The organism is Streptomyces sp. NPDC057623 (genome assembly GCF_042800355.1).
Lineage (GTDB): Bacteria > Actinomycetota > Actinomycetes > Streptomycetales > Streptomycetaceae > Streptomyces.
On sequence record NZ_JBHVGZ010000058.1, the window covers coordinates 41346 to 66529 of the forward strand.

Annotated in this window: 22 protein-coding genes and 1 pseudogene; 14 read left to right on the plus strand and 9 right to left on the minus strand. The window is 71.1% G+C overall.

Annotated elements, in window-relative coordinates; all coding sequences use genetic code 11:
* Positions 1–45: 45 nt before the first annotated feature.
* Together ACFU95_RS38420 and ACFU95_RS38425 are read right to left on the minus strand one after the other, a co-directional pair.
* Positions 46–399: a hypothetical protein gene (locus ACFU95_RS38420; RefSeq protein ID WP_383838212.1), complete on the minus strand. Its 354-nt coding sequence runs from the start codon at positions 397–399 to the stop codon at positions 46–48.
* Between the two features lie 85 nt (positions 400–484).
* On the minus strand, positions 485–1273 hold the full coding sequence (locus ACFU95_RS38425; protein WP_383838215.1) for a hypothetical protein: 789 nt from the start codon (positions 1271–1273) through the stop codon (positions 485–487).
* Positions 1274–1809: 536 nt separating this feature from the next.
* Between ACFU95_RS38425 and ACFU95_RS38430 the strand changes: the two genes are divergently transcribed.
* A complete protein-coding gene (locus ACFU95_RS38430) occupies positions 1810–2481 on the plus strand; it encodes a transglycosylase family protein (protein ID WP_383838218.1) in 672 nt (223 codons plus the stop codon).
* 116 nt (positions 2482–2597) lie between these two features.
* Positions 2598–3158, plus strand: coding sequence for a transglycosylase family protein (locus tag ACFU95_RS38435; RefSeq protein WP_383838221.1), 561 nt, complete (start codon positions 2598–2600; stop codon positions 3156–3158).
* Here the strand turns inward: ACFU95_RS38435 and ACFU95_RS38440 are convergent.
* The 3 genes from ACFU95_RS38440 to ACFU95_RS38450 are packed head-to-tail and all read right to left on the minus strand — an operon-like array spanning position 3091 to position 6920.
* Entirely contained in the window at positions 3091–3768 is a 678-nt protein-coding gene (locus tag ACFU95_RS38440; protein WP_383838224.1) for an ABC transporter ATP-binding protein, read from the minus strand. The two genes, ACFU95_RS38435 and ACFU95_RS38440, sit on opposite strands and share 68 nt — an antisense overlap.
* Positions 3765–6431, minus strand: coding sequence for an ATP-binding cassette domain-containing protein (locus ACFU95_RS38445; protein WP_383838226.1), 2667 nt, complete (start codon positions 6429–6431; stop codon positions 3765–3767). Before ACFU95_RS38445 ends, ACFU95_RS38440 begins: the two co-directional genes overlap by 4 nt.
* A gap of 12 nt (positions 6432–6443) precedes the next feature.
* Positions 6444–6920 carry a hypothetical protein gene (locus ACFU95_RS38450; RefSeq protein ID WP_383838229.1) on the minus strand — a complete coding sequence of 159 codons (477 nt, stop codon included), beginning with the start codon at positions 6918–6920 and terminating at the stop codon, positions 6444–6446.
* Between the two features lie 167 nt (positions 6921–7087).
* Between ACFU95_RS38450 and ACFU95_RS38455 the strand changes: the two genes are divergently transcribed.
* The 4 genes and pseudogenes from ACFU95_RS38455 (at position 7088) to ACFU95_RS38470 (ending at position 10539) form a co-directional block, all read left to right on the plus strand.
* Positions 7088–7669, plus strand: coding sequence for a hypothetical protein (locus ACFU95_RS38455; protein ID WP_383838287.1), 582 nt, complete (start codon positions 7088–7090; stop codon positions 7667–7669).
* Entirely contained in the window at positions 7644–8939 is a 1296-nt protein-coding gene (locus ACFU95_RS38460; protein WP_383838232.1) for an ABC transporter substrate-binding protein, read from the plus strand. The genes ACFU95_RS38455 and ACFU95_RS38460 overlap by 26 nt, the downstream gene beginning before the upstream one ends.
* Before the next feature lie 90 nt (positions 8940–9029).
* Complete coding sequence (locus tag ACFU95_RS38465; protein ID WP_383838235.1) at positions 9030–9455, plus strand: hypothetical protein; 426 nt, start codon at positions 9030–9032, stop codon at positions 9453–9455.
* A gap of 20 nt (positions 9456–9475) precedes the next feature.
* Positions 9476–10539: pseudogene (locus ACFU95_RS38470) on the plus strand (helix-turn-helix transcriptional regulator).
* Here the strand turns inward: ACFU95_RS38470 and ctaD are convergent.
* Positions 10463–12157, minus strand: coding sequence for a cytochrome c oxidase subunit I (gene ctaD / locus ACFU95_RS38475; RefSeq protein ID WP_383838238.1), 1695 nt, complete (start codon positions 12155–12157; stop codon positions 10463–10465). The pseudogene ACFU95_RS38470 and the gene ctaD sit on opposite strands and share 77 nt — an antisense overlap.
* A gap of 446 nt (positions 12158–12603) precedes the next feature.
* Between ctaD and ACFU95_RS38480 the strand changes: the two genes are divergently transcribed.
* Entirely contained in the window at positions 12604–12819 is a 216-nt protein-coding gene (locus ACFU95_RS38480; protein ID WP_383421615.1) for an I78 family peptidase inhibitor, read from the plus strand.
* Positions 12820–12933: 114 nt separating this feature from the next.
* On the opposite strand, the gene ACFU95_RS38485 is transcribed toward ACFU95_RS38480, so the two are convergent.
* Together ACFU95_RS38485 and ACFU95_RS38490 are read right to left on the minus strand one after the other, a co-directional pair.
* A complete protein-coding gene (locus ACFU95_RS38485; protein WP_383838242.1) occupies positions 12934–13974 on the minus strand; it encodes a phosphatase PAP2 family protein in 1041 nt (346 codons plus the stop codon).
* A 238-nt stretch (positions 13975–14212) separates the two neighbouring features.
* Positions 14213–15382, minus strand: a complete 1170-nt coding sequence (locus tag ACFU95_RS38490) for a mannosyltransferase family protein (protein ID WP_383838246.1) — start codon at positions 15380–15382, stop codon at positions 14213–14215.
* 259 nt (positions 15383–15641) lie between these two features.
* Between ACFU95_RS38490 and ACFU95_RS38495 the strand changes: the two genes are divergently transcribed.
* Together ACFU95_RS38495 and ACFU95_RS38500 are read left to right on the plus strand one after the other, a co-directional pair.
* The gene (locus ACFU95_RS38495) at positions 15642–17243 is read left to right on the plus strand and encodes an MFS transporter (RefSeq protein ID WP_383838249.1); all 1602 of its coding nucleotides are present in this window, start codon (positions 15642–15644) and stop codon (positions 17241–17243) included.
* A gap of 144 nt (positions 17244–17387) precedes the next feature.
* Positions 17388–18578 carry an acyl-CoA dehydrogenase family protein gene (locus tag ACFU95_RS38500; protein WP_383838252.1) on the plus strand — a complete coding sequence of 397 codons (1191 nt, stop codon included), beginning with the start codon at positions 17388–17390 and terminating at the stop codon, positions 18576–18578.
* Positions 18579–18615: 37 nt separating this feature from the next.
* On the opposite strand, the gene ACFU95_RS38505 is transcribed toward ACFU95_RS38500, so the two are convergent.
* On the minus strand, positions 18616–19053 hold the full coding sequence (locus ACFU95_RS38505; protein ID WP_383838254.1) for a cell division protein SepF: 438 nt from the start codon (positions 19051–19053) through the stop codon (positions 18616–18618).
* 322 nt (positions 19054–19375) lie between these two features.
* On the opposite strand from ACFU95_RS38505, the gene ACFU95_RS38510 reads away from it, so the two are divergent.
* The 5 genes from ACFU95_RS38510 (at position 19376) to ACFU95_RS38530 (ending at position 25032) form a co-directional block, all read left to right on the plus strand.
* Positions 19376–20620 (plus strand): DUF5685 family protein, encoded by a 1245-nt coding sequence (locus ACFU95_RS38510; RefSeq protein ID WP_383838257.1) that lies wholly within the window; start codon positions 19376–19378, stop codon positions 20618–20620.
* Between the two features lie 47 nt (positions 20621–20667).
* Complete coding sequence (locus ACFU95_RS38515; RefSeq protein ID WP_383838260.1) at positions 20668–21462, plus strand: DUF1684 domain-containing protein; 795 nt, start codon at positions 20668–20670, stop codon at positions 21460–21462.
* 210 nt (positions 21463–21672) lie between these two features.
* Positions 21673–22578: a S1 family peptidase gene (locus tag ACFU95_RS38520; protein WP_383838263.1), complete on the plus strand. Its 906-nt coding sequence runs from the start codon at positions 21673–21675 to the stop codon at positions 22576–22578.
* 205 nt (positions 22579–22783) lie between these two features.
* Positions 22784–23671 carry a slipin family protein gene (locus ACFU95_RS38525; protein ID WP_383838290.1) on the plus strand — a complete coding sequence of 296 codons (888 nt, stop codon included), beginning with the start codon at positions 22784–22786 and terminating at the stop codon, positions 23669–23671.
* A 278-nt stretch (positions 23672–23949) separates the two neighbouring features.
* On the plus strand, positions 23950–25032 hold the full coding sequence (locus ACFU95_RS38530) for a S1 family peptidase (RefSeq protein ID WP_383838266.1): 1083 nt from the start codon (positions 23950–23952) through the stop codon (positions 25030–25032).
* The last annotated feature ends 152 nt before the right edge of the window (positions 25033–25184 follow it).

A 25184-nucleotide genomic window follows, 5' to 3' on the forward strand; every position in this document is an offset into this window, starting at 1 on the left:
GGACATGGCGAAGGGCGGCCCGGTGAGGGCCGCCCTTTTGTGTGCTCAGCCTCTGCGCGCCGGCGGCAGCGCGGCCGGGACGTGCTGCATCCCCGTGTTCCCCTGCGGGCCGATGTGTCCGACGCGCTGCCACTGCGGCTGCTGGTGGTTGCCGTGGCGGGCGCTGTGGGCCCCCGCACTGTAGGCGCTGTACGAGCTGCTGAACGATCCCGGGCGATGGCCGCCGTAGGTTCCGGTGCTCCGCTGGATGTTCCCGAACGCGACGAACCCCAGGTCCTCCTCACCGCTGCGATCACCCGGCAGCGAACGGAAGGACTTGACGTACTCGGCGTAGAGCGCGTCGTAGATCGGCGTGGGCGAGGGGCTGCCCTGATGGCGGGGAACGTCGTATGCATGCACGTATGTCCAAACGACCCCGAGCCTGATGAGATGCGGTTGGTCACGTCCCTTTGGGGGTGCGGGGAGCGGCGCGACCAGCTACGAATCAGGTTCCCGCCAGAGGCAGAGCGGCTCCGACCAGCTTCCCGTTCGCCGCGGCCTTGTCCAGGGCGCCCCGCAGCAGGTCCTCCCGGGGCTGACGCCCGATGGAGCCCACCGGCGCCGCGAACATCAGCACCTGCTGGTGCTTGTTCGCGGCGGCCCGCCAGCCGTCGGTCACCTGGAGCGGCTGATGCGCCTGCCACCAGGCGACCGGCTGTCCCCCGGAAGGGCCAGTCCCCGGCTGGAGCACCGCGTGCAGCTGGCCCATGGCCAACAGCACGGACCAGCCGTGCAGTACCGGCGGCACCTCGGCCAGCTCCGTCACCGGCATGAACCCCTGCTCGATCAGCAGCGGAAGGAAGTCGTCCCCGGCGTCGATCGCCCCGGGGCGCATGATGGGGCCGGTCGGCTCCACGACCAGGGCGGGGTGCAGCTCCCCGGCGATCAGCACCAGTCCGCTGGTCACGCCGAGCACGGCCTGCTCCGGCACGATCGCCTCCGGTTCCAGGTCGACCCGGTCGCCGGTGATGGACTTCACGGCACCCCGCAGCTGGTCCTCGGTGACCTGGACGACCTGGGAGGGCAGGCAGGTGGCGTGGGCGAAGGCGAGGACGGCCGTCTCGTCCCCGATGAACAGGACGGTGCTGGTGCGCTCCTGTTCGGAGTCGCCCGGGGTGCGGCAGGAGGTGCAGTCGTAACTGCCCGGGGCGTTCTCTCCGGCGAGCAGCCGGTCGGCTTCTTCGTCGCCGATCTCGGCACGTACCTCGTCGCTGACGTCGAGCATGCGCGGCACGGGTGGCTCCCTCGGGATGTGGCGTGGCGGGACCGGTTGGCTCCCGGCCCGTGAACCGGGCGGTCCCGGGCTCATGAAGATGACAACGGACGATCTGTGGCGGGAGTCACGCACCAAGGCGAACGGAATCGAACCATCCATCGCGCACGGTCACGTCGGGTGCGGAATCGCCCACTCACGGTCAAGTCCTTGGAAACCCAAGGGAGTTGGTTGCGTGGGGTGTGTCACAGATCGGCAGGGCGGTTGGTCGACAAATCCTGAAATCAGCGAATGAAGTGGGTGGCTGAAAATCGCCGATACCCGAGGTAACGGCGAACTGGCCTGGAGTGACAAGGAGTTGGTTGATGCCGAACGCCCGCTGTCCCTAGATTCCTCGGCCGTGTGCAACGAGCACCGCTCGGGTACGTCCGCCGACCAGCACCAGCCAGTTCACAGCACAGCCTCCGGCGGACGGGGCCGGCGTCCCTCACGCGCCCCATGGCGTGGCGAGGGGCGTTCCGCCTTGGGGGACCCCGGGTGTTTCGAGAGGGAACTACATGTCCGAATGTGCCGACAACACGCGCGACAACGCTCGGAAGACGCCGAAGACTCCGGCTCCGAACGGAAACCGGGCTCGTACGACGGCGGTCCTCGCCGGGGCGGCACTGCTCGCCCCGCTCGGACTGCTGGCCGCGACCGGCAACGCCACAGCGGCGGACAGCGCAGTGTGGGACCGCATCGCCCAGTGCGAGAGCGGCGGCGACTGGCACATCAACACCGGCAACGGCTACTACGGCGGACTTCAGTTCGCCGCCTCGACCTGGCGCGCCTATGGCGGTACGGCCTACGCGGCGACTGCGGACGGGGCGACCAGGGACCAGCAGATCGCCGTGGCCACCAAGGTCCAGCGCGCCCAGGGATGGGGCGCCTGGCCGACCTGTTCGGCCCGGGCCGGAGCGTACGGAAGCGCACCCGCGGCTTCCGACCCCGGCTCGGCCTCCTCCTCGACCGAGGCAGCCCCGTCGACTCCGTCGCAGACGCCGGAGCGTTCGTCGGGACACACCAACCGCAGCTCGTCCCGCGGTGACTACACCGTCCGTACGGGCGACACGCTGAGCGGCATCGCCGCCCGGCACGGGACCACCTGGCGACAGCTCCACGACGCCAACAAGTCCGTCATCGGCGCCGATCCCCACCTGATCGTGCCCGGGCAGCGCCTCGAACTCTGAGTGACGCTTCCTGTTCCCGGCATCGTGCCCCACCCGGTCCGCCGACCGGGTGGGGCACTCGCGGTCGTCGGACGCGCCGCCCCGGCAGGCCGCAATAAGCTGCCTAGCGTGCTCATATGAATTGCACACCGCTCAAGATCGTCCTGGCCGCCGCCCTGTTCACCGCCGTGGCCCCGGGCACGACGCACGCGACACACGCAACGCACGCGGCACAGGCCACGTATGCGACACGCGCAAGCCATACGGCGCCTCGACCGGCCCCCGGACCGCCGCCCAAACGCGCGAAGTACGAATGTGCCAAGGACCAGTGGCCCTGGGGCTGCGTCGCCAAGTGCGAGAGCGGCGGCGACTGGCACATCAACACCGGCAACGGCCACTACGGGGGACTCCAGTTCTCGCAGCGGACCTGGGAGGGCTTCGGCGGGGCGAAATTCGCCGCGCGCGCGGATCTCGCCAGCCGTCAGGAGCAGATCGAGATCGCCCGGAAGGTGGTGGCCTCGCAAGGGTGGGGAGCCTGGCCGCACTGCTCCAGACGGTACGGACTCCAGGGCCGTATGGAGTTGGGGGGACCGAGTGTCACGGCGCGGCTGACCGCGAAGACCTCGCTGGTCATCCGGAAGGGCTCGACCCGGTTCGGTGCCCGGCACGGCGCTCCCATTCGCCCGACTCGCCGCTGAACACGACCGCACCGCGCCGCAGTTCGTAGACGAGCGCCGCCCGCCCGTGCAGAGCGGGCGGCAGCCGTTGCTCGGCCACGACCACGCACGCGTCGAGTTCGCTCAGCAGTCGGTACGTACGGGCGGCCACCGTGGGCGACATGCCCTGCGCGGGTTCGTCCACGAGCACGACACGCGCGCGTGCAGACAGGGCGCGGGAGAGGGCGAGCATGCGCTGCTCGCCGCCGGAGAGGGTGCCGGCGCGGCGCGCGAGGAGCGGCTCCAGCCGGGGGTAGGCATCGAGAGCGATGTCGTACGACCCGGCCGTGAGTTCGAGGTGCTCGCGCACGGTGAGGGAGCCGAACACCGCCTGTCGCTCGGGGACCAGGCACAGTCCGCGCCGGGCCCTCTCGTGCGCGGGCAGCCGGGTCACGTCGGCGCCGTCCCACACGACCGCGCCGCCGGACAGCGGCACGGTTCCGGCCAGGGCGTGCAGGGCGGTCGTACGGCCTGATCCGTTGCGTCCCAGCAGAACGGTGAGGCCCGGGCCGGGGGCGGCGATCGTGATGCCGTGCAGGGCCTCCAGGGGGCCGTATCGCACGCGCGCGTCGCGCAGGGAGATCGTGGTCATGCGGGGGTCTCCTGGGAGGTCGCCGCGTCGAGAACGCGGTCGGGAGGGCCCGAGGCGACGATGCGGCCCGCCGCCATGACGTGCACCGTGTCGGCCAGGTCGGCGACCAGGTCCAGGTCGTGCTCGACGACGAGCAGAGCCAGGCCGTCGGCGGCGAGGGCCTTCAGGATCCGGGCCAGGGCGGTGACTTCGGCGGTGTCGAGGCCGGCGGCGGGTTCGTCGAGGAGCAGCACGCGCGGGTCGCCCGCGAGGGCTCGGGCCAGTTCGACGCGCCGCAGCGTGCCGGTGGGGAGGTCCGCGGCGGGCAGGGCTCTCACGGGGCCGTCCAGTCCGAGGAGCCGCAGGGAGCGCTCCACGGCCGAGGGGTCCCGGCTCCTTCCCTGCTCCGCGCCGACGCGGACGTTCTCGGCCACGGTCAACGACGGGAACACGGCCAGTTGCTGGAACGTGCGGGCGATGCCCAGGCGGGTGCGGGTGTGCGCGGGCAGGCGGGTGATGTCACGGGGGCCGAGCAGGACTTGGCCGTGGGCGGGGCGGTGGGTGCCGGCCAGGCAGTGGAACAGGGTGGTCTTGCCCGCGCCGTTGGGGCCGACGATCGCGGTGATCTTGCCGGGTGGGACGGTGAGAGTCACGTCGGCGAGGGCGGTGAAGCCGTTGTAGCGGGCCTGGAGGCGGTGGGTGGTGAGGGCGGTGTCCTTGGGCGCGGGCTTGTGGGTGGGCACGCGGCCTTCGGCCGCGTTGGGGGCCCCACCCGCACCGCCCGTCCCGCTTTCTTCGGCGGCCGGGGTTTGTGCCGTCCGCGCCGCGCCTGCTGCCGTCAGCTGTCCGCGCACCCCCACCCCCAGCGCCGTGAGCGTCGTTCCACGCCGCGGCCGCAGCCGCTGCGCCGCCGCCCGCAACGCCTCGTACGGCCCCCCGGGAAAGCGGCCCACGAGCACCGCCAGCACTCCGATCAGTGCCGCCGCCACCCCGCCCCGGGTGCCCGCGTCCAGGCCGACCAGGAGGGCCGCCGCGGCCAGGGCGCCCAGGGTGCTGTCGGCGCCCAGGACGACCACCGCGGCGAACCAGAGGAGGCCGCGGACGGGGTCGTAGGCGGCCGGGTCGAAGGCGCGCAGGCCCATGCCGAGCATGCCGCCGCCCAGGGCCGCCAGGGCGGCGCCCGCGACGAAGGCCAGAAGCTTGAGGGAGGGGACCTGGACGCCTGCCGCCGACGCCCCCGACTCGTGGTCCCGCATCGCCGCCAGGGCCCGGCCCGTGCGGCCCCGGCGCAGCAGCCAGGTGGCCAGCAGGGCGGCCGTCAGCAGGGACAGTTCGAGGACGTAGTAGGCCCGGTCGCCCTCGAAGCCCGCCGGGCGGCCGAGGGACAGGCCCGAGATCGCGTACGGCTGGGTGAAGACGAAGCGACTCACGCCGACGCCCACCGCGAAGGTCGCCAGCGCCAACGCCAGGCCCCGGCGACTGATCGCGGGCCAGCCCGTGAGCAGGCCCAGCGGTGCCACCAGGAAGACCGCCAGCGCCAGCGCGGCGAGCTCCGGCAGACGGGGCAGGCCCGGGAAGCGGCCCGCCGCCAGCAGGGCCGTGAACAGGGCGCCCAGGCCCGCGTAGGCCGCCTGACCGAGGGAGAGCTGACCGCCGCGGCCCGTGACGACGACCAGGGAGAGCAGCACCACGGCCAGCGCCGGCACCTGCACGGACGTGTGCAGGTCCGAGCCCGCGAAGCCGAGCGGGAGCAGGAAGAGCACGACCGCCACGATCCAGGCGCCCGGAGGCGTCGGCACGCGCGCGGTGGCCGTGCGGGGGAGGGCGTCCCGGGTGCCGACGCGCGGGAGGGCCAGGGCCGCGACCAGCAGGGCGACGACGAAGAGGTTCGTGCTGACGGCTTGCAGGAGGGGCGCGCCCCAGCCCGAGGGGTGCAGGCGCGTCAGCTGGCTCTGGGCCACCCCGATGGCCAGCGCCGCGGCCACCGCGACGGGCAGACTGCGCATCCGGGCGGCGACCGCGACCGCCACGACCTCCATCACCAGCAGGGGCAAGCCGTACGGGTCCAGGCGTACGTACGGCGCCAGCAGCACGCCCGTCAGACCCGCCGTGAACGCGCCGAACGCCCAGCCCGCCGCCGCCACCCGGTCCGCGTCGATGCCTCCGAGGACGGCCAGCCGGCGGTCGTCGACCACGGCACGCAGTTCCCGGCCGAAGCGCGTCCAGCGGATGACCGCCCCGACCCCGGCCGCCAGCAGCAGGGCCACCGCCAGCCGGCCCCAGGGGTCCGCCGGGACCAGTTCCGGCGCGTCGTCCCGCGCCCCCTGGCCCCACAGCAGCACCGCGCCGCCCACCAGCAGCACGAACACCCCGATGGACGCGACCAGGGTCTGCGCCGGGTCGCTGCCCAGGACCGCGAGCGGCCGGAAGACGAACCGTTCCAGCAGCATCCCGATACCGGGCGCGAGCACCAGCAGGGTCACGGTCGCGCCCGCCCACAGCGGCCAGCCCCACTCCACCACGCACTGCCGCAGCGCATACGCGCACACCATCGCGATCGCCCCGTGCGCGAAGTTCAGCACGCCGGTCGCCCGGTACGTCACGACCAGGCCGATCCCGGTGAGCGCGGCGGCGCTGCCGACCGACAGACCGGCCAGCGTGAGGTCGTACGTCAGCGAGGACATCGGTCGTCCGTCTCAGTCGTCCGCTCCGGCGGGCTCACAGATCGGGCACGGGCCCAGTCCGCCGCCGCGCACCAGCTTCGCGTCGACCGGTACGGCCTCCGCCTTCCCGGCGACCAGCGGGCAGTCCGCGCGGTGCCAGAGGGTGCCACCGGGCACCATCAGCAGGTCCCCGCTGACCGCCGCCGGCGCCGCGCCCGCCTGCCCGGACCTCTCGGCGTCGGCCGGTTCGACGGCCACCAGCAGGCCGTACAGCTCCTCCACCCGTGCCGCGGCGAGCGCGCCCCGCCCGTGGGTCAGCAGCACCGAACCGGCGATGATCAGCGCGGCGCCGGGGACCGTGCAGGACGCGAGATACGGCAGCTGCCGCTCGGCGAACCGCTCGCCGGAGACGCCGTACCAGCCGATGACGCACAGCACCGCGCCGACGGCGAGCGCGGCCCAGCCGGCCCACAGGACGGGGTGCACGGTCCGCAGTCGGGCTGTCCGCATCGCTGGCTCCCCCACGTCGGGTTTTTGTGTGCGTGCGCGTCGGCTTTGCGCGCATGTGCCTGGCCCTATTCCATGTCTGCCACTGGCCTTGCACTATGCCTCCTGCAAGCTGACCCTGAAAGCACCGGGCGCACACGGCCCGGATCGACACCCCGGCGGTGAGCCAGATGGTTCTCGGGAGCGACCTCAGGCGGAGCAACGCACACGGGCGGCGCGGTCCACGCGCGGCGGGACGGGGGGCCGCCCTGGCGGCAGCACTGCTCCTGTCCCTCGCCCCGGCCCTCGTGGCCTGCAGCGACGACGAGGGCGGCGGCGGCAACGAGACGCCGCCTACGCCGACCGTCGAGCGGACCGAGGGGACCGAGCAGTCTCCGGCCGCGACGGCGCCCGCCGACCTGGGGGCGGCCGAGACGGAGATCAAGCAGAACTGGCAGAAGTTCTTCGACCCGGCGACGTCCATGGAGGAGAAGCAGGCCGTACTGGAGAACGGCGACCGGATGGGGTCTGTCCTGGAGGCGTTCAGCGGTGACGAGCGCGGCGGGCAGGTCGAGGCGAAGGTCTCCAAGGTCGAGTTCACCTCGCCGACCGAGGCCGACGTGACCTACGACCTGACGCTGAAGGGCGCGACCGCCCTGCCGAACGCCTCCGGCACGGCCGTCGAACAGGACGGCTCCTGGAAGGTGTCCGTCAAGACGCTGTGCGCGCTGGTCCAGCTGAGCGGCAATGGGTCGCCGGTCCCCGGCTGCTGAGGCGGCGGTCGCCGTGCTGCTGCTGACTCTGGTTACGGCGTGCGGCAGCCGGCTGCCGGAGAGCGACTTCGAGCACCGTGACCGGGGCGGCTCCTCGGCGTCGGCCGGCGACCGTACCCCGATCCGGGTCGGCGTCATCACCAGCGCCACCAGCCCGGTCGGCGGCAACGCCTTCACCGGCCCGCGCGACGGTGCCAGAGCCTGGTTCGACCGTCTCAACGCGCGCGGCGGCATCGACGGCCGCCGCGTCGAGGTGCGCCTGTGCGACGACGGCGGCAGCGGTGTCGGCAACAACGAGTGCGTGCACCGGCTGATCGACGAGGACAAGGTCGTCGCCCTGGTCGCCACCACCGCCCTGGACTACGCCGGAGCCCCGCGCGTCGCACGCGCGCGCGTGCCCGACATCGGCGGCCAGCCCATCGGGGCCGCCTACGACACCTACCCGCACCTGTACGGCATCTACGGCAGCCTCGCGCCCCGCGACGGCACCACGGGCTGGGACGGCAAGCAGTACGGCGGCACGGAGGTCTACCGCTACTTCAAGCGTGAGCACGGCGCCCGTACGGCCGCCGTCGTCTCGTACAACCAGCCCGCGTCCGCCGCCTACGCCCGGCTCGTCGAGCGGGGCCTGAAGGCCGAGGGCTACAAGGTGGTCTCCGAGCAGGTCGACTTCGCGCTGCCCAACTTCCGCGCGGTGGCGGCCGATCTGAAGGAGCAGGGCGCCGACCTGGTCTTCGACGCCATTGACAGCCACGGCAACGCCCGGTTGTGCGAGGCGATGGACGACGTCGGCGCCGAGGTCACCGCCAAGGTGACGAACGTACAGAACTGGACGTCCACCGTCGCCGAGGACTACAAGGACGCCCCCCGCTGCCGCAACGCCCTGTGGGCGACCGGGGCGTCCCGCAACCACGAGGACACGGACCAGGACGCGGTACGGGAGTTCCGGGACGCCACCAGGTCACTGAAGACGCACTCCCAGTGGCAGCTGGAGGGCTGGGCGGCGGCCAGGTGGTTCACGGACGCGGCGAAGTCGTGCGCCGGACAGGGCGTCACGCGCGCGTGCGTCGACGACCACATGAACCACAGCCAGGGCTACAGCGCCGACGGACTGCTGATCCCGGTCAGGTTCGAGCGGCTGGCCGAACCGCCGAAGGACCGCCGGACCTGTCTGTCGGTGGCCCGCTGGGAGGACGGCCGGGGCTGGGTCTCCCAAGGAGACATGGACACCACGTGCTTCGACGTCCCGCAACTGTCGTATCAGCCGTGACGGGCAACCAAAAGGCCGCATCACCGGTCCAACCGACGGAACGGAACAGGGAGTAGACGCAGCAGCGAGCCCAGGGAGGTACCGCAGCGCATGACGCCCGTGTCGCACGCCGCACCACTGCGCGCCGACTGCATCGCGGATTCGGCCGGCGGACTGACCTTCGACGTCACCGCCGTCGGGCCCGCCATGGAGGCTCGTCTCGTGCTGCGCCACCGCGAGGGCGACGAGGAGGTCACCCTGCCCCTGACCCCGGCCACGACCGGCCGTCTGCGCGCCGCTCTGCCCAGCAGCGTCCCCCTGCCGGAGGGCCACTGGGACGCTTACGCCAACGTCCGGGACGAGCACCCGGACCGTCTCGTACCGGGCGCCATGCAGGTGCATCCGTCGGCCTCCCGGGTCCCGTACGAGACCCGCGGCGGCAACCTCAGCGTGGAATGCCGGTACGAGCAGACGCCGTTCAGGCCGACGCCGTTAGGGGCGCACCCGCCCGCGATATCCGCACCTCCGAGCCGTTAGGCGACTGGCAGCCTCGGATCATGCTGGACACCTCCGCCAGGCTCCTGCGCCTCCTCTCCCTTCTCCAGGGCCACCGCTGGGGGCACCGCCCACGCCCTTGAGGCAGTGGGGGAGGTCCGGCGCCGCACTGGCCGAACGCCTCGGCGTCACCCCGCGCACGGTCCGCCGCGACGTCGACCGGCTGCGCGAACTGGGGTATCCGGTCAACGCCAGCCCCGGCACCGGCGGCGGCTACCAGCTGGGTGCCGGCGCCGAGCTGCCGCCCCTGCTGCTGGACGACGACGAGGCCGTGGCCGTCGCCGTCGGCCTGCGCACGGCCGCGGGCCAGGGCATCGAGGGCATCGGCGAGACCTCCGTACGGGCCCTGGCCAAGCTGGAGCAGGTCCTGCCGAACCGGCTGCGCCGCCGCGTGGGCGCCCTCAACGCCTTCACCGTGCCGATGCTGCGCGGCACCCAGAACTCCGCGGTCGACCCGGCCGTCCTGACCGAGCTCGCCCACCTCTGCCGGGACGCCGAACGCCTGCGGTTCGAGTACCGCGACCTCCCCCAGTCTCGAACATGCTCGACCGGGGGGACCCCCATGGGCGCCGCCACCCGCCGCAGTGTCGAGCCGCACCGCCTGGTGTGCAGTGAGCGCCGCTGGTACCTGGTCGCCTGGGACCTCGACCGCGAGGACTGGCGTACGTTCCGTGTCGACCGCGTCCGTCCCAGGCCGCCGCACGGCCCGCGCTTCACCCCGCGCACCCCGCCCGCCGAGGACCTCGCCGCGTACGTCTCCCGGGGCGTCTCCACGCGCGCGTACGCCTCGCATGCCGTCGTCCGGCTGCTGGTGCCCCTGGAGGAGGCCGCCGAGCACATCTCGCCCTCCGACGGGCAGCTGGAGGCGGAGGGGCCCGACAGCTGCCTGTTGCGGACCGGCGCCGGGAACCTCGACGTGATGGTGATCCATGTGATGCTGACGGGCTTCGAGTTCGAGGTCCTGGAGCCGGCCGAGCTGGTGGAGGCGATCAGGACGGCTCACGGCCGGCTTGCTCGCTCTTCGGCTCGGGCTGCGGAGCCTCCAACGCGTGCGCCGGATGGTTGAGGTCGAACGCCGGGGACTCCGAGCGGATCCGCGGCAGCGCGTCGAAGTTGTGCCGCGGGGGCGGGCAGGAGGTCGCCCACTCCAGGGAACGGCCGTAGCCCCAGGGGTCGTCGACCTCGACCTTCTTGCCGTACTTGGCGGTCTTCCAGACGTTGTAGAGGAACGGCAGCGTCGAGAGGCCGAGCAGGAACGCGCCGATCGTCGAGATGGTGTTCAGCACCGTGAAGCCGTCGGCGGCGAGATAGTCGGCGTACCGGCGCGGCATGCCCTCCGCGCCCAGCCAGTGCTGCACCAGGAACGTGGTGTGGAAGCCGACGAACAGCGTCCAGAAGTGGATCTTGCCCAGCCGCTCGTCGAGCATCTTCCCGGTGAACTTGGGCCACCAGAAGTGGAACCCGGCGAAGATCGCGAAGACGACGGTGCCGAAGACCACGTAGTGGAAGTGGGCGACGACGAAGTACGAGTCGGAGACGTGGAAGTCCATCGGCGGCGACGCCAGGATCACCCCGGTCAGGCCGCCGAAGAGGAACGTCACCAGGAAGCCGGTCGCCCACAGCATCGGGGTCTCGAAGGACAGGGACCCCTTGATCATGGTCCCGGTCCAGTTGAAGAACTTCACGCCCGTCGGCACGGCGATCAGGAAGCTCATGAAGGAGAAGAAGGGCAGCAGCACCGCCCCCGTGACGAACATGTGGTGCGCCCACACCACGATCGACAGACCGGTGATCGCCATCGTCGCCCCGACCAGCGTCAGATAGCCGAAGATCGGCTTGCGGCTGAAGACCGGGATGATCTCCGTGATGATGCCGAAGAACGGCAGGGCGATGATGTAGACCTCGGGATGCCCGAAGAACCAGAACAGGTGCTGCCACAGCAGTGCCCCGCCGTTGGCCGCCTCGAACACCACCGAGCCGAACCGGCGGTCCGCCTCCAGCACCAGCAGTGCCGCCGCCAGCACCGGGAACGCCAGCAGGATCAGGATCGACGTGAACAGCGTGTTCCACACGAAGATCGGCATCCGGAACATCGTCATGCCCGGGGCGCGCATCCCGATGATCGTGGTGATGAAGTTGACCGCGCCGAGGATCGTGCCGAAACCGGCGAGCGCCAGGCCCATGATCCACAGGTCGGGCCCGATGCCGGGGGAGCGCTCCAGGCTGTTGAGCGGCGCGTAGGCGAACCAGCCGTAGGAGGCCGGACCGTCCGGCACGATCAGCGAGCCCATCACGATCAGGCCGCCGAACAGGAACAGCCAGTACGAGAACATGTTCAGCCGTGGGAAGGCCACGTCCGGGGCGCCGATCTGGAGCGGCATCAGCTCGTTGGCGAAGCCCGCGAAGGTCGGGGTCGCGAACAGCAGGAGCATGATCGTGCCGTGCATGGTGAACAGCTGGTTGAACTGCTCGTTGCTCAGCAGCTGCATCCCGGGCCGAGCCAGTTCGGCCCGCATCAGCAGCGCCATGACACCACCGGCCAGGAAGAACCCGAACGACGTGATCAGGTAGAGATGGCCGATCTTCTTGTGGTCGGTCGTGGTCAGCCAGTCGACGACCACACGGCCGCCGGGCTGCTTGCTTCGCATGGGTCGTGCCGTCCCCTGTACGGTCTGCGTCCCCATCGCTCGCTCGCCCCTTCGCTCGTCGCGCCCCGGGCCCGCTGAAGCCCGCGCCGCACGTGCCGGCGAGGGCTCACGCCATGATGCTCGCGTCGGCTGCGCTCCGACAGGGGGCGTACGGGGGTTCTGTGGTGGAACCATGTACTTTCTGTGCGGCACCGGCTCCCGCGGCCCGACGGGAATATGAGGGAAAAGGGGTCCGGCGGCAGTTCCCCGGGAACTTTTCCTTCGGCTTATTGGGCGGGGCGCCGCGACACGCGGAAATTACGATCGAATGCCTGCGGAAGGCCTAGAGAACCGCTCGTCCGTGTGACCAAGAGTGGTCGAAACGCGTGTCGTGGTTCTGTGACAAAAGCGTGACCCGAGAGGTACGTGTGACCTGGATGGCAAGTACAAGGGTTCCCGGTCCGCTCTGGCCCGATCCCTCGCGCAGGCCCTAGCGTGGCGGCATGGCACCCATTCCGAAACCACCCGCAGAACCCCAGGACAACCCGGACGCATATGTCGGTCTCGACGCCGACCGGGCCGAGCGGCTCGCCCGTGACCGAGGGTGGTCGACGGTGCGTTCGCTGCCGCCGGGGGCGATCATCACCATGGAGTACCGGAGCGGTCGCCTGAACTTCGAGGTGAAGGACGGCCAGGTCGCGCGGGCCTGGAAGGGCTGACAACGGGCTGACGACGGGCGACGGCCCCGGTTCCTGTCGAGGGACCGGGGCCGTCGTGGTGCGGGGGTGGTGGTGCGGGGGTGGTGGTGCGTACCGAACCCGCCGCGGGGAGGATCAGCCGCCCGTGAGGGGGCGGGCCGGCTGGGGCGCGCCGCGGGCGATGCGGTCCGGGTGCGGCGGGCGGCGGCTGCCGACCGGGGTGACCGGGGTGCGCTCCGCGCGGGCCGTGTGCGGGCCGGGGGCCAGGTAAGCGGGCGGGTGGACGGTCGTCCGGGGCGAGTGCGCGACGGGGGTGGCCTCGCGTGCCGCGGCCTCGCTGTCGGCGGGCACCGGGCGCGGCTTGAGCAGCACCGGGGCCCCGACCACCGGGGTGGTCGGCACCGCCACCGCGCCTGCCCGGCGCTCGCGCACCCGGTCGCGCAGGCCGAAGATGCGGGCCTCGGACCAGGTGATCAGCGGCTCGAACCACGGCAGGGCGAGCAGGATCAGCAGGCCGGCGGCCCAGCCGAGCAGTACGTCGCTCAGCCAGTGCGTGCCGAGGTACACGGTGGACAGGCCGACGCCCAGCGAGGTCACCGCCGACACGGCCGACAGCCAGCGGCGCGCTCTCGGGGTCGAGGCCAGATAGGCCAGGATTCCCCAGGTCACCACGGCGTTGGCGGTGTGGCCGCTGGGGAATATATCGCCGCCGAGCCACATCTCGTTGGAGCCGACGGTCGTCGCGTAGTGCGGTCCGAGGCGGCCCATGCCCAGCTTGGCGGCGCCGACCGTGACGTTCAGCAGCAGCAGCGAGACGCCGAGCGCGAGCAGCGGGCGCAGCGTGTGCTGCCGCCAGGAGCGCCAGCCCAGCCAGGCCGCGACCATCACGGCGGTCGGGCCGCGCTGGCCGAGCACCACGTAGTAGTCGACGAAGGCGTGGATCTCGGCCCACTGCTGGTACGGCCGGAAGAACATGACCTGCCAGTCGAACCGGACGAGCCACGAGGTGATGACGATGGCCCACACGATGGCCCCGTAGAAGGCCAGGGTCGATGCGAACAGCACGATCCGGTGCCGGCTCATCTTCGGCACATCGATGTGGGCCGGACGTTCCGGCTCCCGGTCCAGCCTGGCGAAGACCCGGTCCAGACGGGTCAGCTTTCGTTCGGTACGCACCCAATCGACGTTACAGCGAGTGAGCGCAGTTCAAGGGCGATTCCACGGCTTTGTGATGACGATGTGATGTGGGATTCCTCTCAGCGAGGGGTTTATTTCCTCGGAATCCACAATCCCCGGGCGCCGTATCCTTCATTTCCTTTGATCATTCTGATGTGTTTGTTTATGCCGCTTATGAATTCGTTCACCGAATGCTGGGTCGGAATTAGCCGCGTGCTCACCGGCGGCCGGAGGCCGGTCAGGGCGGACCGGAGCCGTTGAGCCAGAACGCCCCGTACACCGCCGAGGCCACCGCGAGCCCGGCCAGCACCCCCGCCGACCTGCGGGTACGCAGCCGGGACAGGGAGATCGCGAGGGGCAGCAGCAGCGGGAAGGCGGGCAGCAGCAGACGCGGTTTCGAGCCGAAGTAGCTCGACGCGCACAGGGCGAGCGCGGTGACGACGCCCCCGTACACCAGGAGCGGGAGCGGCTGCCCCTGCCGTACGCCGACGATGTACAGCCAGACCAGCAGCCCGACGCCGATGATCAGCCCGACCCCCGCCAGGGCCGACGGAAACGACGTGAACTTTTCCGCGACGAACCGGGCGAAGGCGTAGCCGCCGTCGAAGCCGTTGCGCCAGCCGGCCTGGACGTCGAGATAGCCGAGCGGGCCCTTGCCGGTGCGGTGGCCGACCCAGAGGACGTAGCCGGCGACGCCGAGGGGGGCGAGGAACAGGCCGAGGGCGCGCGTCACGTGCCGTGCGCCGTGCGGCCCCGGTGGGGTGCTGCGGTCCCGCGCGAACGAGGCGATGCCCGCCACCCACACCGCCGCGACCACGGCCAGCCCCACCGGGCGGGTCAGCCCGGCCAGCAGGGCCAGGGTGCCCGCAGTGATCCAGCGGCCGGTCAGGACCGCGTACAGCGACCACGCGGCCAGCGCCGTGAACAGTGACTCGCTGTACGCCATCGACTGCACGATCCCGACGGGCAGGGCGGCCCACAGCAGCACGGCGCAGACCCCGGCGCGGCGGCCGTACACATGGTCCGCCACCGCGAAGACGCCCCAGGCCGCGGCGAAGGAGGCGAGCAGGCTGACGACGAAGCCGCCGTCGGCGTACGACAGCGGGGACACCTCCGCGACCAGCCGCTCCAGCCAGGGCAGAAGGGGGAAGAACGCGAGGTTCGAGTGCACGTCGCCGTTGGGCATGTGCACCTCATAGCCGTAGCCCAGCTCGGCGACCCTGGTGTACCAGAGCGCGTCCCAGCGGGCGGTCAGCAGCGTGTACGCGTCCTTGTCGCGCACCGCGCTCCACAGGGTCAGGGCGAGCAGGCCCAGGGCACGTACGGCCGCGTACCCGAGGAGCGCCGGGGCGGCCCGGCGCAGCGCCTCGGAACGGGCCGGGGCCACGCGCATCGCAAGATCGGTCACGGGCCCGATTATCGGCCGGGCGCGGACGGGGAGGTCGGCCGGAGCGTGACTGAGGGGGTCGGGAGTGGCGTACGCCACACTCGTTCCGTAGGTGGGTGAGAGGTCCGCCACTCGGCACCGACGTGGACTCGCGTACTCTGACGAGTCACTCGCCCTTCGTTGCGCGGGCCGGAGACCACCGCTCCTCTCCGGCCAGGTCACGGGGAGTCCCCACCCCGTGTGACCGCCGAGGGCGAGGGAACATCTGGGAGGTACGTACATGTCCGGGACGACCACGGCTGCCGCTGCGCTGCGCCGTCGGGCGGCCGGGGCCGGTGCCAACCGCTGGGTCGTCCTCGTCGTCCTCTGTCTCAGCCTGCTGCTCGTCGCGGTCGACGCGACCGTGCTGCACGTAGCGGTGCCGGCTGTCACCGAGGACCTCAGGCCCGGCGCGATAGAACTGCTCTGGATCGTCGACATCTATCCGCTGGTCTGCGCCTCGCTGCTGATCCTCTTCGGCACGCTCGGCGACCGGGTGGGCCGCAGACGCGTCCTGCTGCTCGGATACGGCCTCTTCGGCCTCGCCTCCGGCCTCGCGGCTCTCGCGCACGACCCACAGGTGCTGATCCTGGCCCGGGCCCTGCTCGGCGTCGGCGGCGCGATGATCATGCCCGCGACCCTGTCGATCCTGCGCCAGGTCTTCCCCGACCGGCGCGAGCGCGCCCTCGCCATCGGCATCTGGAGCGCCGTCGCCGCCGTCGGTGCGGCCGTCGGGCCGCTGCTCGGCGGCTTCCTCCTCGAACACTTCTGGTGGGGTTCGGTCTTCCTCGTCAACATCCCGTTGATGCTGGTCAGCCTCCCGGTGGGACGGCTGCTGCTGCCCGAGTCCAAGGGCGACGGCAAGGGGCCCTGGGACGTGGTCGGCGCGCTGCTCGCGGCGGGCGGACTGTTCGGCATGGTGCTGGGCGTCAAGCGGCTCGGCGGCGGGGAGCCGGTGGGCAGCCTGCTGACCGTGGTACCGCTGGTGGTCGGCGCGGTGATGCTGGTTCTCTTCGTGCGGCGACAGCGGCGCCGCGAGTACCCGCTGGTGGACCTGCGGATGTTCGCGCGGCCGGCGTTCAGTACCTCGGTCGGCTGCATCGTGCTGGCGATGCTCGCACTCGTCGGGCTGGAACTGATCGCGGCGCAGTATCTCCAGCTGGTGCTGGGACTCTCGCCGCTGGAGACCGGGCTACGGCTGCTGCCGCTGACGTTCGCGGCGATGGCGGCCGGCCTCGCGGGGGCGCGGATGCTGCGGCGGTTCGGGCCGCGGCGGATGGTGTGCGCCGGGTTCGTGCTGACGGCCGTCGCGGTGCTGCTGCTGACGGCGATGGGCGGCGAGGACAACCCCGGGCTGCTGCTGTCCGGATTCCTGCTGCTGGGCTTCGGGCTGGAGACGACGCTCTTCGGGGCGTACGAGTCGATGCTGAGCGAGGCTCCCCCCGAGACGGCCGGTGGGGCGGCGGCCATCGGCGAGACCTCGTACCAGCTGGGCGCGGGGATCGGCATCGCGCTGCTGGGCAGCGTGATGAACGCGGCGTATGCCCCCGGGCTGGCGAACGTGTCGGGTGTTCCGGCGTCGGCCTCCACGGCTGCCTCGCACTCGTTGGGTGAGGCGTACGAGGTTGCCGGGCAGCTGGGCGGGTCGGCCGGGGTCGCCCTGCGGCATGCGGCTCGGGACTGTTTCGTGCACGGGCTGCATGTGACGTTGCTGGTGAGCGCGGGGCTGTTGCTGCTGGGGGCCGTGATGGCGCTGCGGTTGCCGCGGGCCATGCAGTGCGAGGCGCCCGCGGTGGAGCTGCCCAAGCCGAGGGAAGTCGCGGAGTCCCGCGTCTCCGCCTGACCAGACCTTCGCGGGGGCTGATCGCGGCCGGCGGCTCGCGGCGTGTGCGCAGCGGTGTACTGGACGTACGGGACACCGCGTCGTAGCGTCTGCCCAGAGTCGTAACTAGCGGCGCTAGTTTAAATCGTTGCCGGAGGGTGTCCCATGTCCGCGTCCTCGAAGTTGCCCCCGTTCGACCCCGCCGACCCCCTCGGCATCGACGACCTCCTGGAGCCCGAGGACCTGGCGGTTCGCGACACCGTGCGGGCGTGGGCGGCGGATCGGGTGGTGCCGTACGTCGCCGGGTGGTACGAGACGGGGGAGCTGCCGGGGATCCGTGAGCTCGCCCGGGAACTCGGGCAGATCGGCGCCCTCGGGATGTCCCTCAGCGGATACGGGTGCGCCGGGGCGTCCGCCGTGCAGTACGGGCTCGCCTGTCTGGAACTGGAGGCCGCCGACTCCGGGATCCGGTCCCTCGTCTCCGTGCAGGGCTCCCTCGCCATGTACGCCGTGCACCGGTTCGGGAGCGAGGAGCAGAAGCAGGCGTGGCTGCCCCGGATGGCCTCCGGTGAGGTCATCGGGTGCTTCGGGCTGACCGAGCCCGACCACGGGTCCGACCCCGGCTCCATGCGGACGTACGCCAAGCGCGACGGCACCGACTGGGTGCTGAACGGGCGCAAGATGTGGATCACCAACGGGTCCGTCGCCGGGGTCGCCGTCGTGTGGGCGCAGACCGATGAGGGGATCCGCGGGTTCGTCGTGCCGACCGACAGTGCCGGGTTCTCCGCCCCGGAGATCAAGCACAAGCTGTCGCTGCGCGCCTCCGTCACCAGTGAGCTCGTCCTCGACGACGTCCGGCTGCCCGCCGATGCCGTGCTGCCCGAGGTCGTCGGGCTGAAGGGGCCGCTCAGCTGTCTCTCGCACGCCCGGTACGGGATCGTGTGGGGGGCCATGGGTGCGGCGCGGTCCTGTTTCGAGGCCGCTGTCGACTACGCGAAGACGCGGGAGCAGTTCGGCCGGCCGATCGGGGGCTTCCAGCTCACCCAGGCCAAGCTCGCCGACATGGCGCTCGAACTGCACAAGGGGATTCTGCTCGCCCACCATCTGGGGCGGCGCATGGACGCCGGCCGCCTGCGTCCCGAGCAGGTCAGCTTCGGCAAGCTCAACAACGTCCGCGAGGCCATCGACATCTGCCGTACGGCGCGGACCATCCTCGGTGCCAACGGGATCTCGCTCGAATACCCCGTGATGCGGCACGCGACCAACCTCGAATCGGTGCTCACCTACGAGGGCACCGTCGAGATGCACCAGCTCGTGCTGGGCAAGGCGCTCACCGGGCTCGACGCGTTCCGCTGAACCCCACCAGGGGGCAGGGCCGGTGAGCGGCCCTGCCTCAGCTCTGGTTGTAGAAGCCGTCCTCGCGGTGCGTCGCCCGCTCGCCGCTGATGATCTCCGTGTCGGCCGGGGTCAGCAGGAACACGCGGTTGGACACGCGGTCGATCGAGCCGCGCAGACCGAAGATGAGTCCCGCCGCGAAGTCGACGACGCGCTTGGCGTCGCCGGGCTCCATGGCCGTGAGGTTCATGATGACCGGGACCCCGTCCCGGAACAGCTCGCCGATGGCGCGGGCGTCCCGGAAGCTGTCCGGGGTGACCGTGCCGATGCGGCGGCCCTTCTCCTCGGCGACGTCCGTGGCCACCTTGACCCGCGGGTCGGTGACCCAGGCCTCCCCGGGCTCGGTCCCTTCGGAGTAGTCGTCGTCGTAGTAACGCTCGTCATCGTTGTCGTCAACGAGGCCCAGCCAGGCACTCGCCTTGCGCACCGATCCCATGGACGCCTCCTCTCACAGCGGTCTGTCTTACTTCCGCATCCCTATGGTCATCCATGATGCGGACGTCGCGCCAAGTGGATAGACGCCGCGCGGGGGGTTTGTGACGGTACTGGTGCACAGCGAATACGTCGAGAGCCCGTGTCCCCCAAGGGGCATGCCACGTACGGCTGCTGACTGTGAGTGAAATATGATTCTTCACGGCGTATGGGTGATGTGGGATGCGTACGGGTGAACGAGGCGGACGCGGCGATCGATACTCCGGTCGGTACGATGCGGCAGCTCAGCGCCAATAAGGACGCCATAAGAACCTCGGGGGAACGTCATGTTCGGAATGGTCAGGCCCTGCCGTCATCGACTCGGAGAGAAGCTCACCGGCCAGTGGATGGCGCATTTGTGCGGGCTGTGCCTCGCGTTGCGCGGTGACCACGGTCAGTTCGCGCGGATCGTGACGAACTACGACGGGCTCCTCATCTCCGTACTGACGGAGGCTCAGGCCGACCGGGACAGCGGACTGCGACGTACGGCGGGACCGTGTCCGCTGCGCGGTATGCGAACCGCGTCCGTCGCGCAAGGCGAGGGCGCGCGGCTGGCCGCCGCCGTCTCGCTGGTGCTCGCCTCGGCCAAGGTCCGTGACCATGTGGCCGACGGGGACGGTCTGCTGGCCCGCAAACCGGTGGCGCTCGCCGCGCGCCGGGTGGCCTCCGGTTGGGGTGCGGCGGGGGCGCGCGGCGGCTCGGCCGTCGGGTTCGACACCGCCGTACTCGTCGACGCCGTGGACCGGCAGATCGGCATCGAGCGGCTCGCCGGGCTCGGGACGCCGATCCTCACCGTCACCGAACCGACCGAGACGGCGACCGCCGCCGCCTTCGCGCACACCGCGATCCTGGCCGGACGGCCGCACAACGCCGGGCCGCTCGCCGAGGCCGGGCGCCTCTTCGGACGGCTGGCGCACCTCCTGGACGCCGTGGAGGACCGGACGGTCGACGCCGAGTCGGGTGCCTGGAACCCGCTCACCGCGACCGGGACCTCGCTCGCCGAGGCGCGACGGCTCGCGGACGACGCCGTGCACGGGGTGCGGCTGGCGCTGCGTGAGGTGGACTTCACGGATCCGGGGCTCGCCCACCTTCTGCTCGTGCACGAACTGCGGCGCTCGGTGGACCGGGCGTTCGGCACGGTGCCCGCGTGCGCGTCCCACCAGCCCGGGCCCTACGGGCAGCCGCCGCACCAGGGGCAGGGACAGGGACAGGGGCCGTACGGCGGGCCGCAGAATCCGTATGCCGGAGGCAATCCGTACGCGGGTGGCGGGGGCGCGCCCGGTGGCGGCGCCGGCGGCTTCGGCGGAGGTGGCGGCGGTGACTTCGGCGGGTTCGCGGGAGGGCCGGCGCCCCAGCCGCCGAAGGGACGGCGCGGGTTCTGGGCCGGCTGTGGGATGTTCTGGCTGCTGTGCTGCACCTGCAAGCTGTGCTGCGCGAAGGAATACGAGGGGCCGTGGTCGCGTAAGAAGCGTGAGGGGTGTTGCCGCGACTGCGATGGTTGCGACTGCTGCTGCCCCTGCGACGGCTGCTAGGACAGGTCCTGGGGCCGGGTCGGAACCGGTGAGGAATGGGTGAGCGCATGACCGTGGACGCGTCCGACGCCTGGAAGCACTGGCACGAGCGCCGCGGCGAGTCGGTCTCCGCCCCCTACGGACCGCTCGCGCTCACCGGCACACACTGGCTGGAGGACTATCCCGAGAGGCGACTTCCGGACATCCCGGGGGAGTGGACGGCCGACGGGGACGGCGTCCTCCTCACGGCTGTCGAGGCGGACGGGCTGTCCCTGGACGGCTCGCCCCTCGACGGCGCGGTCGGGCTCGGGGCCGATACGGGACCGGCCGGCCGGGCGCGGGTGGCGTACGGGGAGCGTCGGCTGGTCGTGGTGGTGCGTGAGGGAGTGTGGGGCGTGCGCGACTTCGACCCCGCCGCCGCGGCGAGGCGGGCGTTCCGGGGTATCGGGGCCACGCCGTTCGATCCGCGCTGGTCGGTGCCGGGACGCTTCACGCCGTACGCCGAGCACCGCACCGTACGGGTCGAGAACGCCGATGGGCGCGAGCGGGGGCTCGGGCTCGGCGGTGAGCTGGCGTTCGAGCTGGCCGGGCAGGAGCTCACGCTTCAGGTCGCGGTCGAGGGCGACGGCTCGCTGTGGGCGGTCTTCGCCGATGCCACCAGCGGTGACAGCAGTTACCGCTTCCGGTTCCTGCGGCCCGCCGCGCCCGACGCCGACGGCCGTACGACGGTCGACTTCAACCGCGCCCTGCTACCGCCGTGCGCCTTCGCCGAGCACTTCGTCTGCCCCTTCCCGCCGCCCGGGAACACGCTCGGCGTCGCGATCGCGGCGGGGGAGCGCAACCTGCGCCGAGAAGGGGGCTGACCGGGGCAGGAGCGGTCAACTCGCACAGATGGTTCAAATCTTGACGGCCGAAAGGCGCCCTTGCGTCTACCGGTCGTTCGGCCGAATACTCCCCCTCAGCGCTTGTCAGGGGCACGGCGTGTTCGGAATCCGGAGACGTTCGGCCAGCTGACTGCGCCTCACGGGCCCCACCCCACGCGGGCCCCCGACTTCCCTTGGAGGGAACGAAACGTGAGGATCAAGCGCACCACCCCCCGCAGTGGCATTACGAGACGGACCCGGCTGATCGCCGTATCCTCCGGCCTCGTGGCCGCAGCCGCGATCGCGATCCCCAACGCGACCGCCGCGGAGACTCCCGACACCTTCAGCGCCGCCGAGCTCAAGAGCGTCAGCGGCTCGGTGCTGAAGGCCGACATCCCGGGCACCGCCTGGGCGGTCGACAGCAAGACCAACCGCGTCACGGTGACCGTCGACTCCACGGTCTCCCAGGCGGAGATAGCGAAGATCAAGGAGCAGGCCGGCGCCGACGCCGACGCGCTCACGATCAAGCGCACCGCGGGCAAGTTCAGCAAGTTCATCCAAGGCGGCGACGCCATCTATGCGAGTAGCTGGCGCTGCTCGCTCGGCTTCAACGTCCAGGACAGCAGCGGCAACCAGTACTTCCTGACCGCCGGCCACTGCACCGACGGTGCGGGCACCTGGTACTCCAACTCCGGCCGCACCACGGTCATCGGCTCGACCGCCGGCTCCAGCTTCCCGGGCAACGACTACGGCATCGTGCGCTACTCCGGGTCCGTCAGCCGGCCCGGCACCGCGAACGGGGTGGACATCACCCGCGCGGCCACGCCGAGCGTGGGCACTACCGTCATCCGTGACGGCTCCACCACCGGTACGCACAGCGGCCGGGTCACCGCCCTGAACGCGACCGTCAACTACGGCGGCGGCGACGTCGTCTCCGGTCTGATCCAGACCACCGTCTGCGCCGAGCCCGGCGACTCCGGCGGTTCGCTCTACGGCAGCAACGGCACCGCGTACGGTCTGACCTCCGGCGGCAGCGGCGACTGCACCTCCGGCGGCACGACCTTCTTCCAGCCGGTCACCGAGGCCCTCAGCGCGTATGGCGTCAGCGTTTACTGACCTTCGGTCGGACGCCGGTATTCGTATGGCCTGATCTTTGCGGCCTGGTCTGGCCCCTGGTGGCCTGACCGGTGGCAAGCAGCATGTGAGCCCCCGTACGCAACTGTCGTGCGGGGGCTCGCCCTTGGTCGCGGCGTGGGGTTACCGTCGGAGAACAGGTGGTAATCGCCTGTAATGCGCCCACGTCGGACCCTGGGGGTCGGTGATGGTCGAGGAGCTGGTGGCGGCGGGAGCGGTGCTCGTGTCCGCCGGTGTGGTGTACGTGGCGGCGGCGGCACGGGTCGTCAAGCAGTACGAACGGGGCGTGGTCTTCCGCCTCGGGAAGCTCCGGCCCCAAGTGCGCGGGCCCGGGTTCACGCTGATCGTGCCGGGTGTCGACAAGCTGCGCAAAGTGAACATGCAGATCGTGACGATGCCCGTGCCCGCGCAGGAGGGCATCACCCGGGACAACGTCACCGTGCGGGTGGACGCCGTCGTCTACTTCAAGGTGACCTCCCCGGCCGAAGCCGTCGTGCGGGTGGAGGACTACCGGTTCGCGGTCTCGCAGATGGCGCAGACGTCGCTGCGGTCCATCATCGGCAAGAGCGAGCTGGACGATCTGCTGTCCAACCGTGAACAGCTCAACCAGGGGCTGGAGTTGATGATCGACAGTCCGGCCGTGGAGTGGGGCGTGACGATCGACCGGGTGGACATCAAGGACGTGTCGCTGCCCGAGACCATGAAGCGGTCGATGGCGCGGCAGGCGGAGGCGGACCGGGAGCGGCGGGCGCGGGTGATCAACGCCGACGCCGAGCTCCAGGCCTCCAAGAAGCTGGCGGAGGCGGCGCATCAGATGTCCGACGCGCCCGCGGCTCTTCAGTTGCGCCTGCTCCAGACGGTGATGGCGGTGGCGGCCGAGAAGAACTCCACGTTGGTGTTGCCGATTCCGGTGGAATTGTTGCGATTTCTGGAGAAGGGGGCCCAGGTGCCGGCGGAGGCCGCCGTTTCGCAGCGGGCGCCGTCCGTGGAGCCGCGGGCCGTGCAGGAGGAACTTCCGCCCCTTGAGTCGCGCTTGGATTCGGATCCTGGAGGGGCAATTTCAAGACAGGAGTAGACCTCACGCGCTGCGTATGGTTCGCTCGCTTGCGGTGTTTGCTGTGCGAAGAGGCCCCGCGTGACTGTGCACGGTCAAGGTTGGCTGGGGCGTGCAACCGTGTTCTACGCGCGTCCGGAAGTCGACCTTGTGCGCTCCCCGCGGGTCTCGGAATAGTGAGCGTTGTTCAACCGGCATGGGCGTGGCTTTTGTTGTGAGCCGCTCCCGTGGCCGTACGCCTTCCGGTCCGGCGAGGTCCCCACAACCTCTCGGGCCGACCCCCCACAGGAGGACGTAAGTTGAAGCATCGACGCATACCCAAGCGGCGTGCAGCCGTGGCAGGTGCGGGCATTGCCGCACTGGTGGCCGCGGGAGTGACCTTGCAGACTGCGAACGCGAGTGAGACGCCCGAGGCGTCCGCGCCGAAGACGCTGTCGATCGGCGCGGCCGGAAAGCTCGCCTCTACGCTCGCCAAGGACCTCGGTGGTGACGCCGCGGGCACCTACTACGACGCGCAGACCAAGAACCTTGTCGTGAACGTCCTCGACGAGGCCGCCGCCGACGCCGTCGAGGCGGCCGGTGCCAAGGCCAGAGTCGTCGAGAACACGCTCGCCGAGCTGAAGAGCGCGCGTACGACGCTCAAGCAGGACGCGACCATTCCCGGTACCTCGTGGGCGACCGACCCCACGACCAACAAGGTCGTCGTCACCGCGGACCGTACGGTCTCCAAGGCCGAGCTGGCCAAGCTGACCGAGGTCGTCGACGGGCTCGGCGCCAAGGCCGAACTCCAGCGCACGAAGGGGGAGTTCAAGCCCTTCGTCGCGGGTGGCGACGCGATCACCGGTGACGGTGGGCGCTGCTCGCTCGGCTTCAACGTCGTCAAGGGCGGCGAGCCGTTCTTCCTGACCGCCGGGCACTGCACCGAGGGCATCTCGACCTGGTCGGACTCCAGCGGTACCGAGATCGGCACCAACGAGACGTCCAGCTTCCCGGACAACGACTACGGGCTGGTCAAGTACACCGCCGAGGTCGACCACCCGAGCGAGGTCAACCTCTACAACGGGTCCTCGCAGGCCATCAGCGGGGCCGCCGAGGCCACTGTCGGCATGGAGGTCACCCGTAGCGGGTCGACCACCCAGGTGCACGACGGCAAGGTCACCGGGCTCGACGCCACGGTGAACTACGGCAACGGTGACATCGTCAACGGGCTGATCCAGACCGATGTCTGCGCCGAGCCCGGTGACAGTGGTGGGTCGCTGTTCTCCGGTGACAAGGCGATCGGTCTCACGTCCGGTGGTAGTGGTGACTGCACCTCCGGTGGAGAGACGTTCTTCCAGCCGGTGACCGAGGCGCTGTCTGCCACGGGTACCGAGATCGGCTGACAGCTCGTCGCTTCGTGAAGTCCCGCCCCTGTGTGAGGGGCGGGACTTTTCGTTTTTGGTGCGGGTTCGGGGGTGGATGCCTGCGGCGCCTGTTGCTGTTCGGTGGGGGCTCGTGGAGCGCGGGGGCGGGTGTTCGTGGGTCGGGGCCGCGT

Coding starts and splice junctions, on each gene's coding strand:
- ACFU95_RS38455 (WP_383838287.1), top strand. CDS start 7,088: ATGGTTCTCGGGAGCGACCTCAGGCGGAGCAACGCACACGGGCGGCGC.
- ACFU95_RS38525 (WP_383838290.1), top strand. CDS start 22,784: ATGGTCGAGGAGCTGGTGGCGGCGGGAGCGGTGCTCGTGTCCGCCGGT.
- ctaD (WP_383838238.1), bottom strand. CDS start 12,157: ATGGGGACGCAGACCGTACAGGGGACGGCACGACCCATGCGAAGCAAG.
- ACFU95_RS38460 (WP_383838232.1), top strand. CDS start 7,644: ATGGGTCGCCGGTCCCCGGCTGCTGAGGCGGCGGTCGCCGTGCTGCTG.
- ACFU95_RS38450 (WP_383838229.1), bottom strand. CDS start 6,920: ATGCGGACAGCCCGACTGCGGACCGTGCACCCCGTCCTGTGGGCCGGC.
- ACFU95_RS38435 (WP_383838221.1), top strand. CDS start 2,598: ATGAATTGCACACCGCTCAAGATCGTCCTGGCCGCCGCCCTGTTCACC.
- ACFU95_RS38495 (WP_383838249.1), top strand. CDS start 15,642: ATGTCCGGGACGACCACGGCTGCCGCTGCGCTGCGCCGTCGGGCGGCC.
- ACFU95_RS38480 (WP_383421615.1), top strand. CDS start 12,604: ATGGCACCCATTCCGAAACCACCCGCAGAACCCCAGGACAACCCGGAC.
- ACFU95_RS38445 (WP_383838226.1), bottom strand. CDS start 6,431: ATGTCCTCGCTGACGTACGACCTCACGCTGGCCGGTCTGTCGGTCGGC.
- ACFU95_RS38440 (WP_383838224.1), bottom strand. CDS start 3,768: ATGACCACGATCTCCCTGCGCGACGCGCGCGTGCGATACGGCCCCCTG.
- ACFU95_RS38510 (WP_383838257.1), top strand. CDS start 19,376: ATGTTCGGAATGGTCAGGCCCTGCCGTCATCGACTCGGAGAGAAGCTC.
- ACFU95_RS38505 (WP_383838254.1), bottom strand. CDS start 19,053: ATGGGATCGGTGCGCAAGGCGAGTGCCTGGCTGGGCCTCGTTGACGAC.
- ACFU95_RS38430 (WP_383838218.1), top strand. CDS start 1,810: ATGTCCGAATGTGCCGACAACACGCGCGACAACGCTCGGAAGACGCCG.
- ACFU95_RS38465 (WP_383838235.1), top strand. CDS start 9,030: ATGACGCCCGTGTCGCACGCCGCACCACTGCGCGCCGACTGCATCGCG.
- ACFU95_RS38500 (WP_383838252.1), top strand. CDS start 17,388: ATGTCCGCGTCCTCGAAGTTGCCCCCGTTCGACCCCGCCGACCCCCTC.
- ACFU95_RS38515 (WP_383838260.1), top strand. CDS start 20,668: ATGACCGTGGACGCGTCCGACGCCTGGAAGCACTGGCACGAGCGCCGC.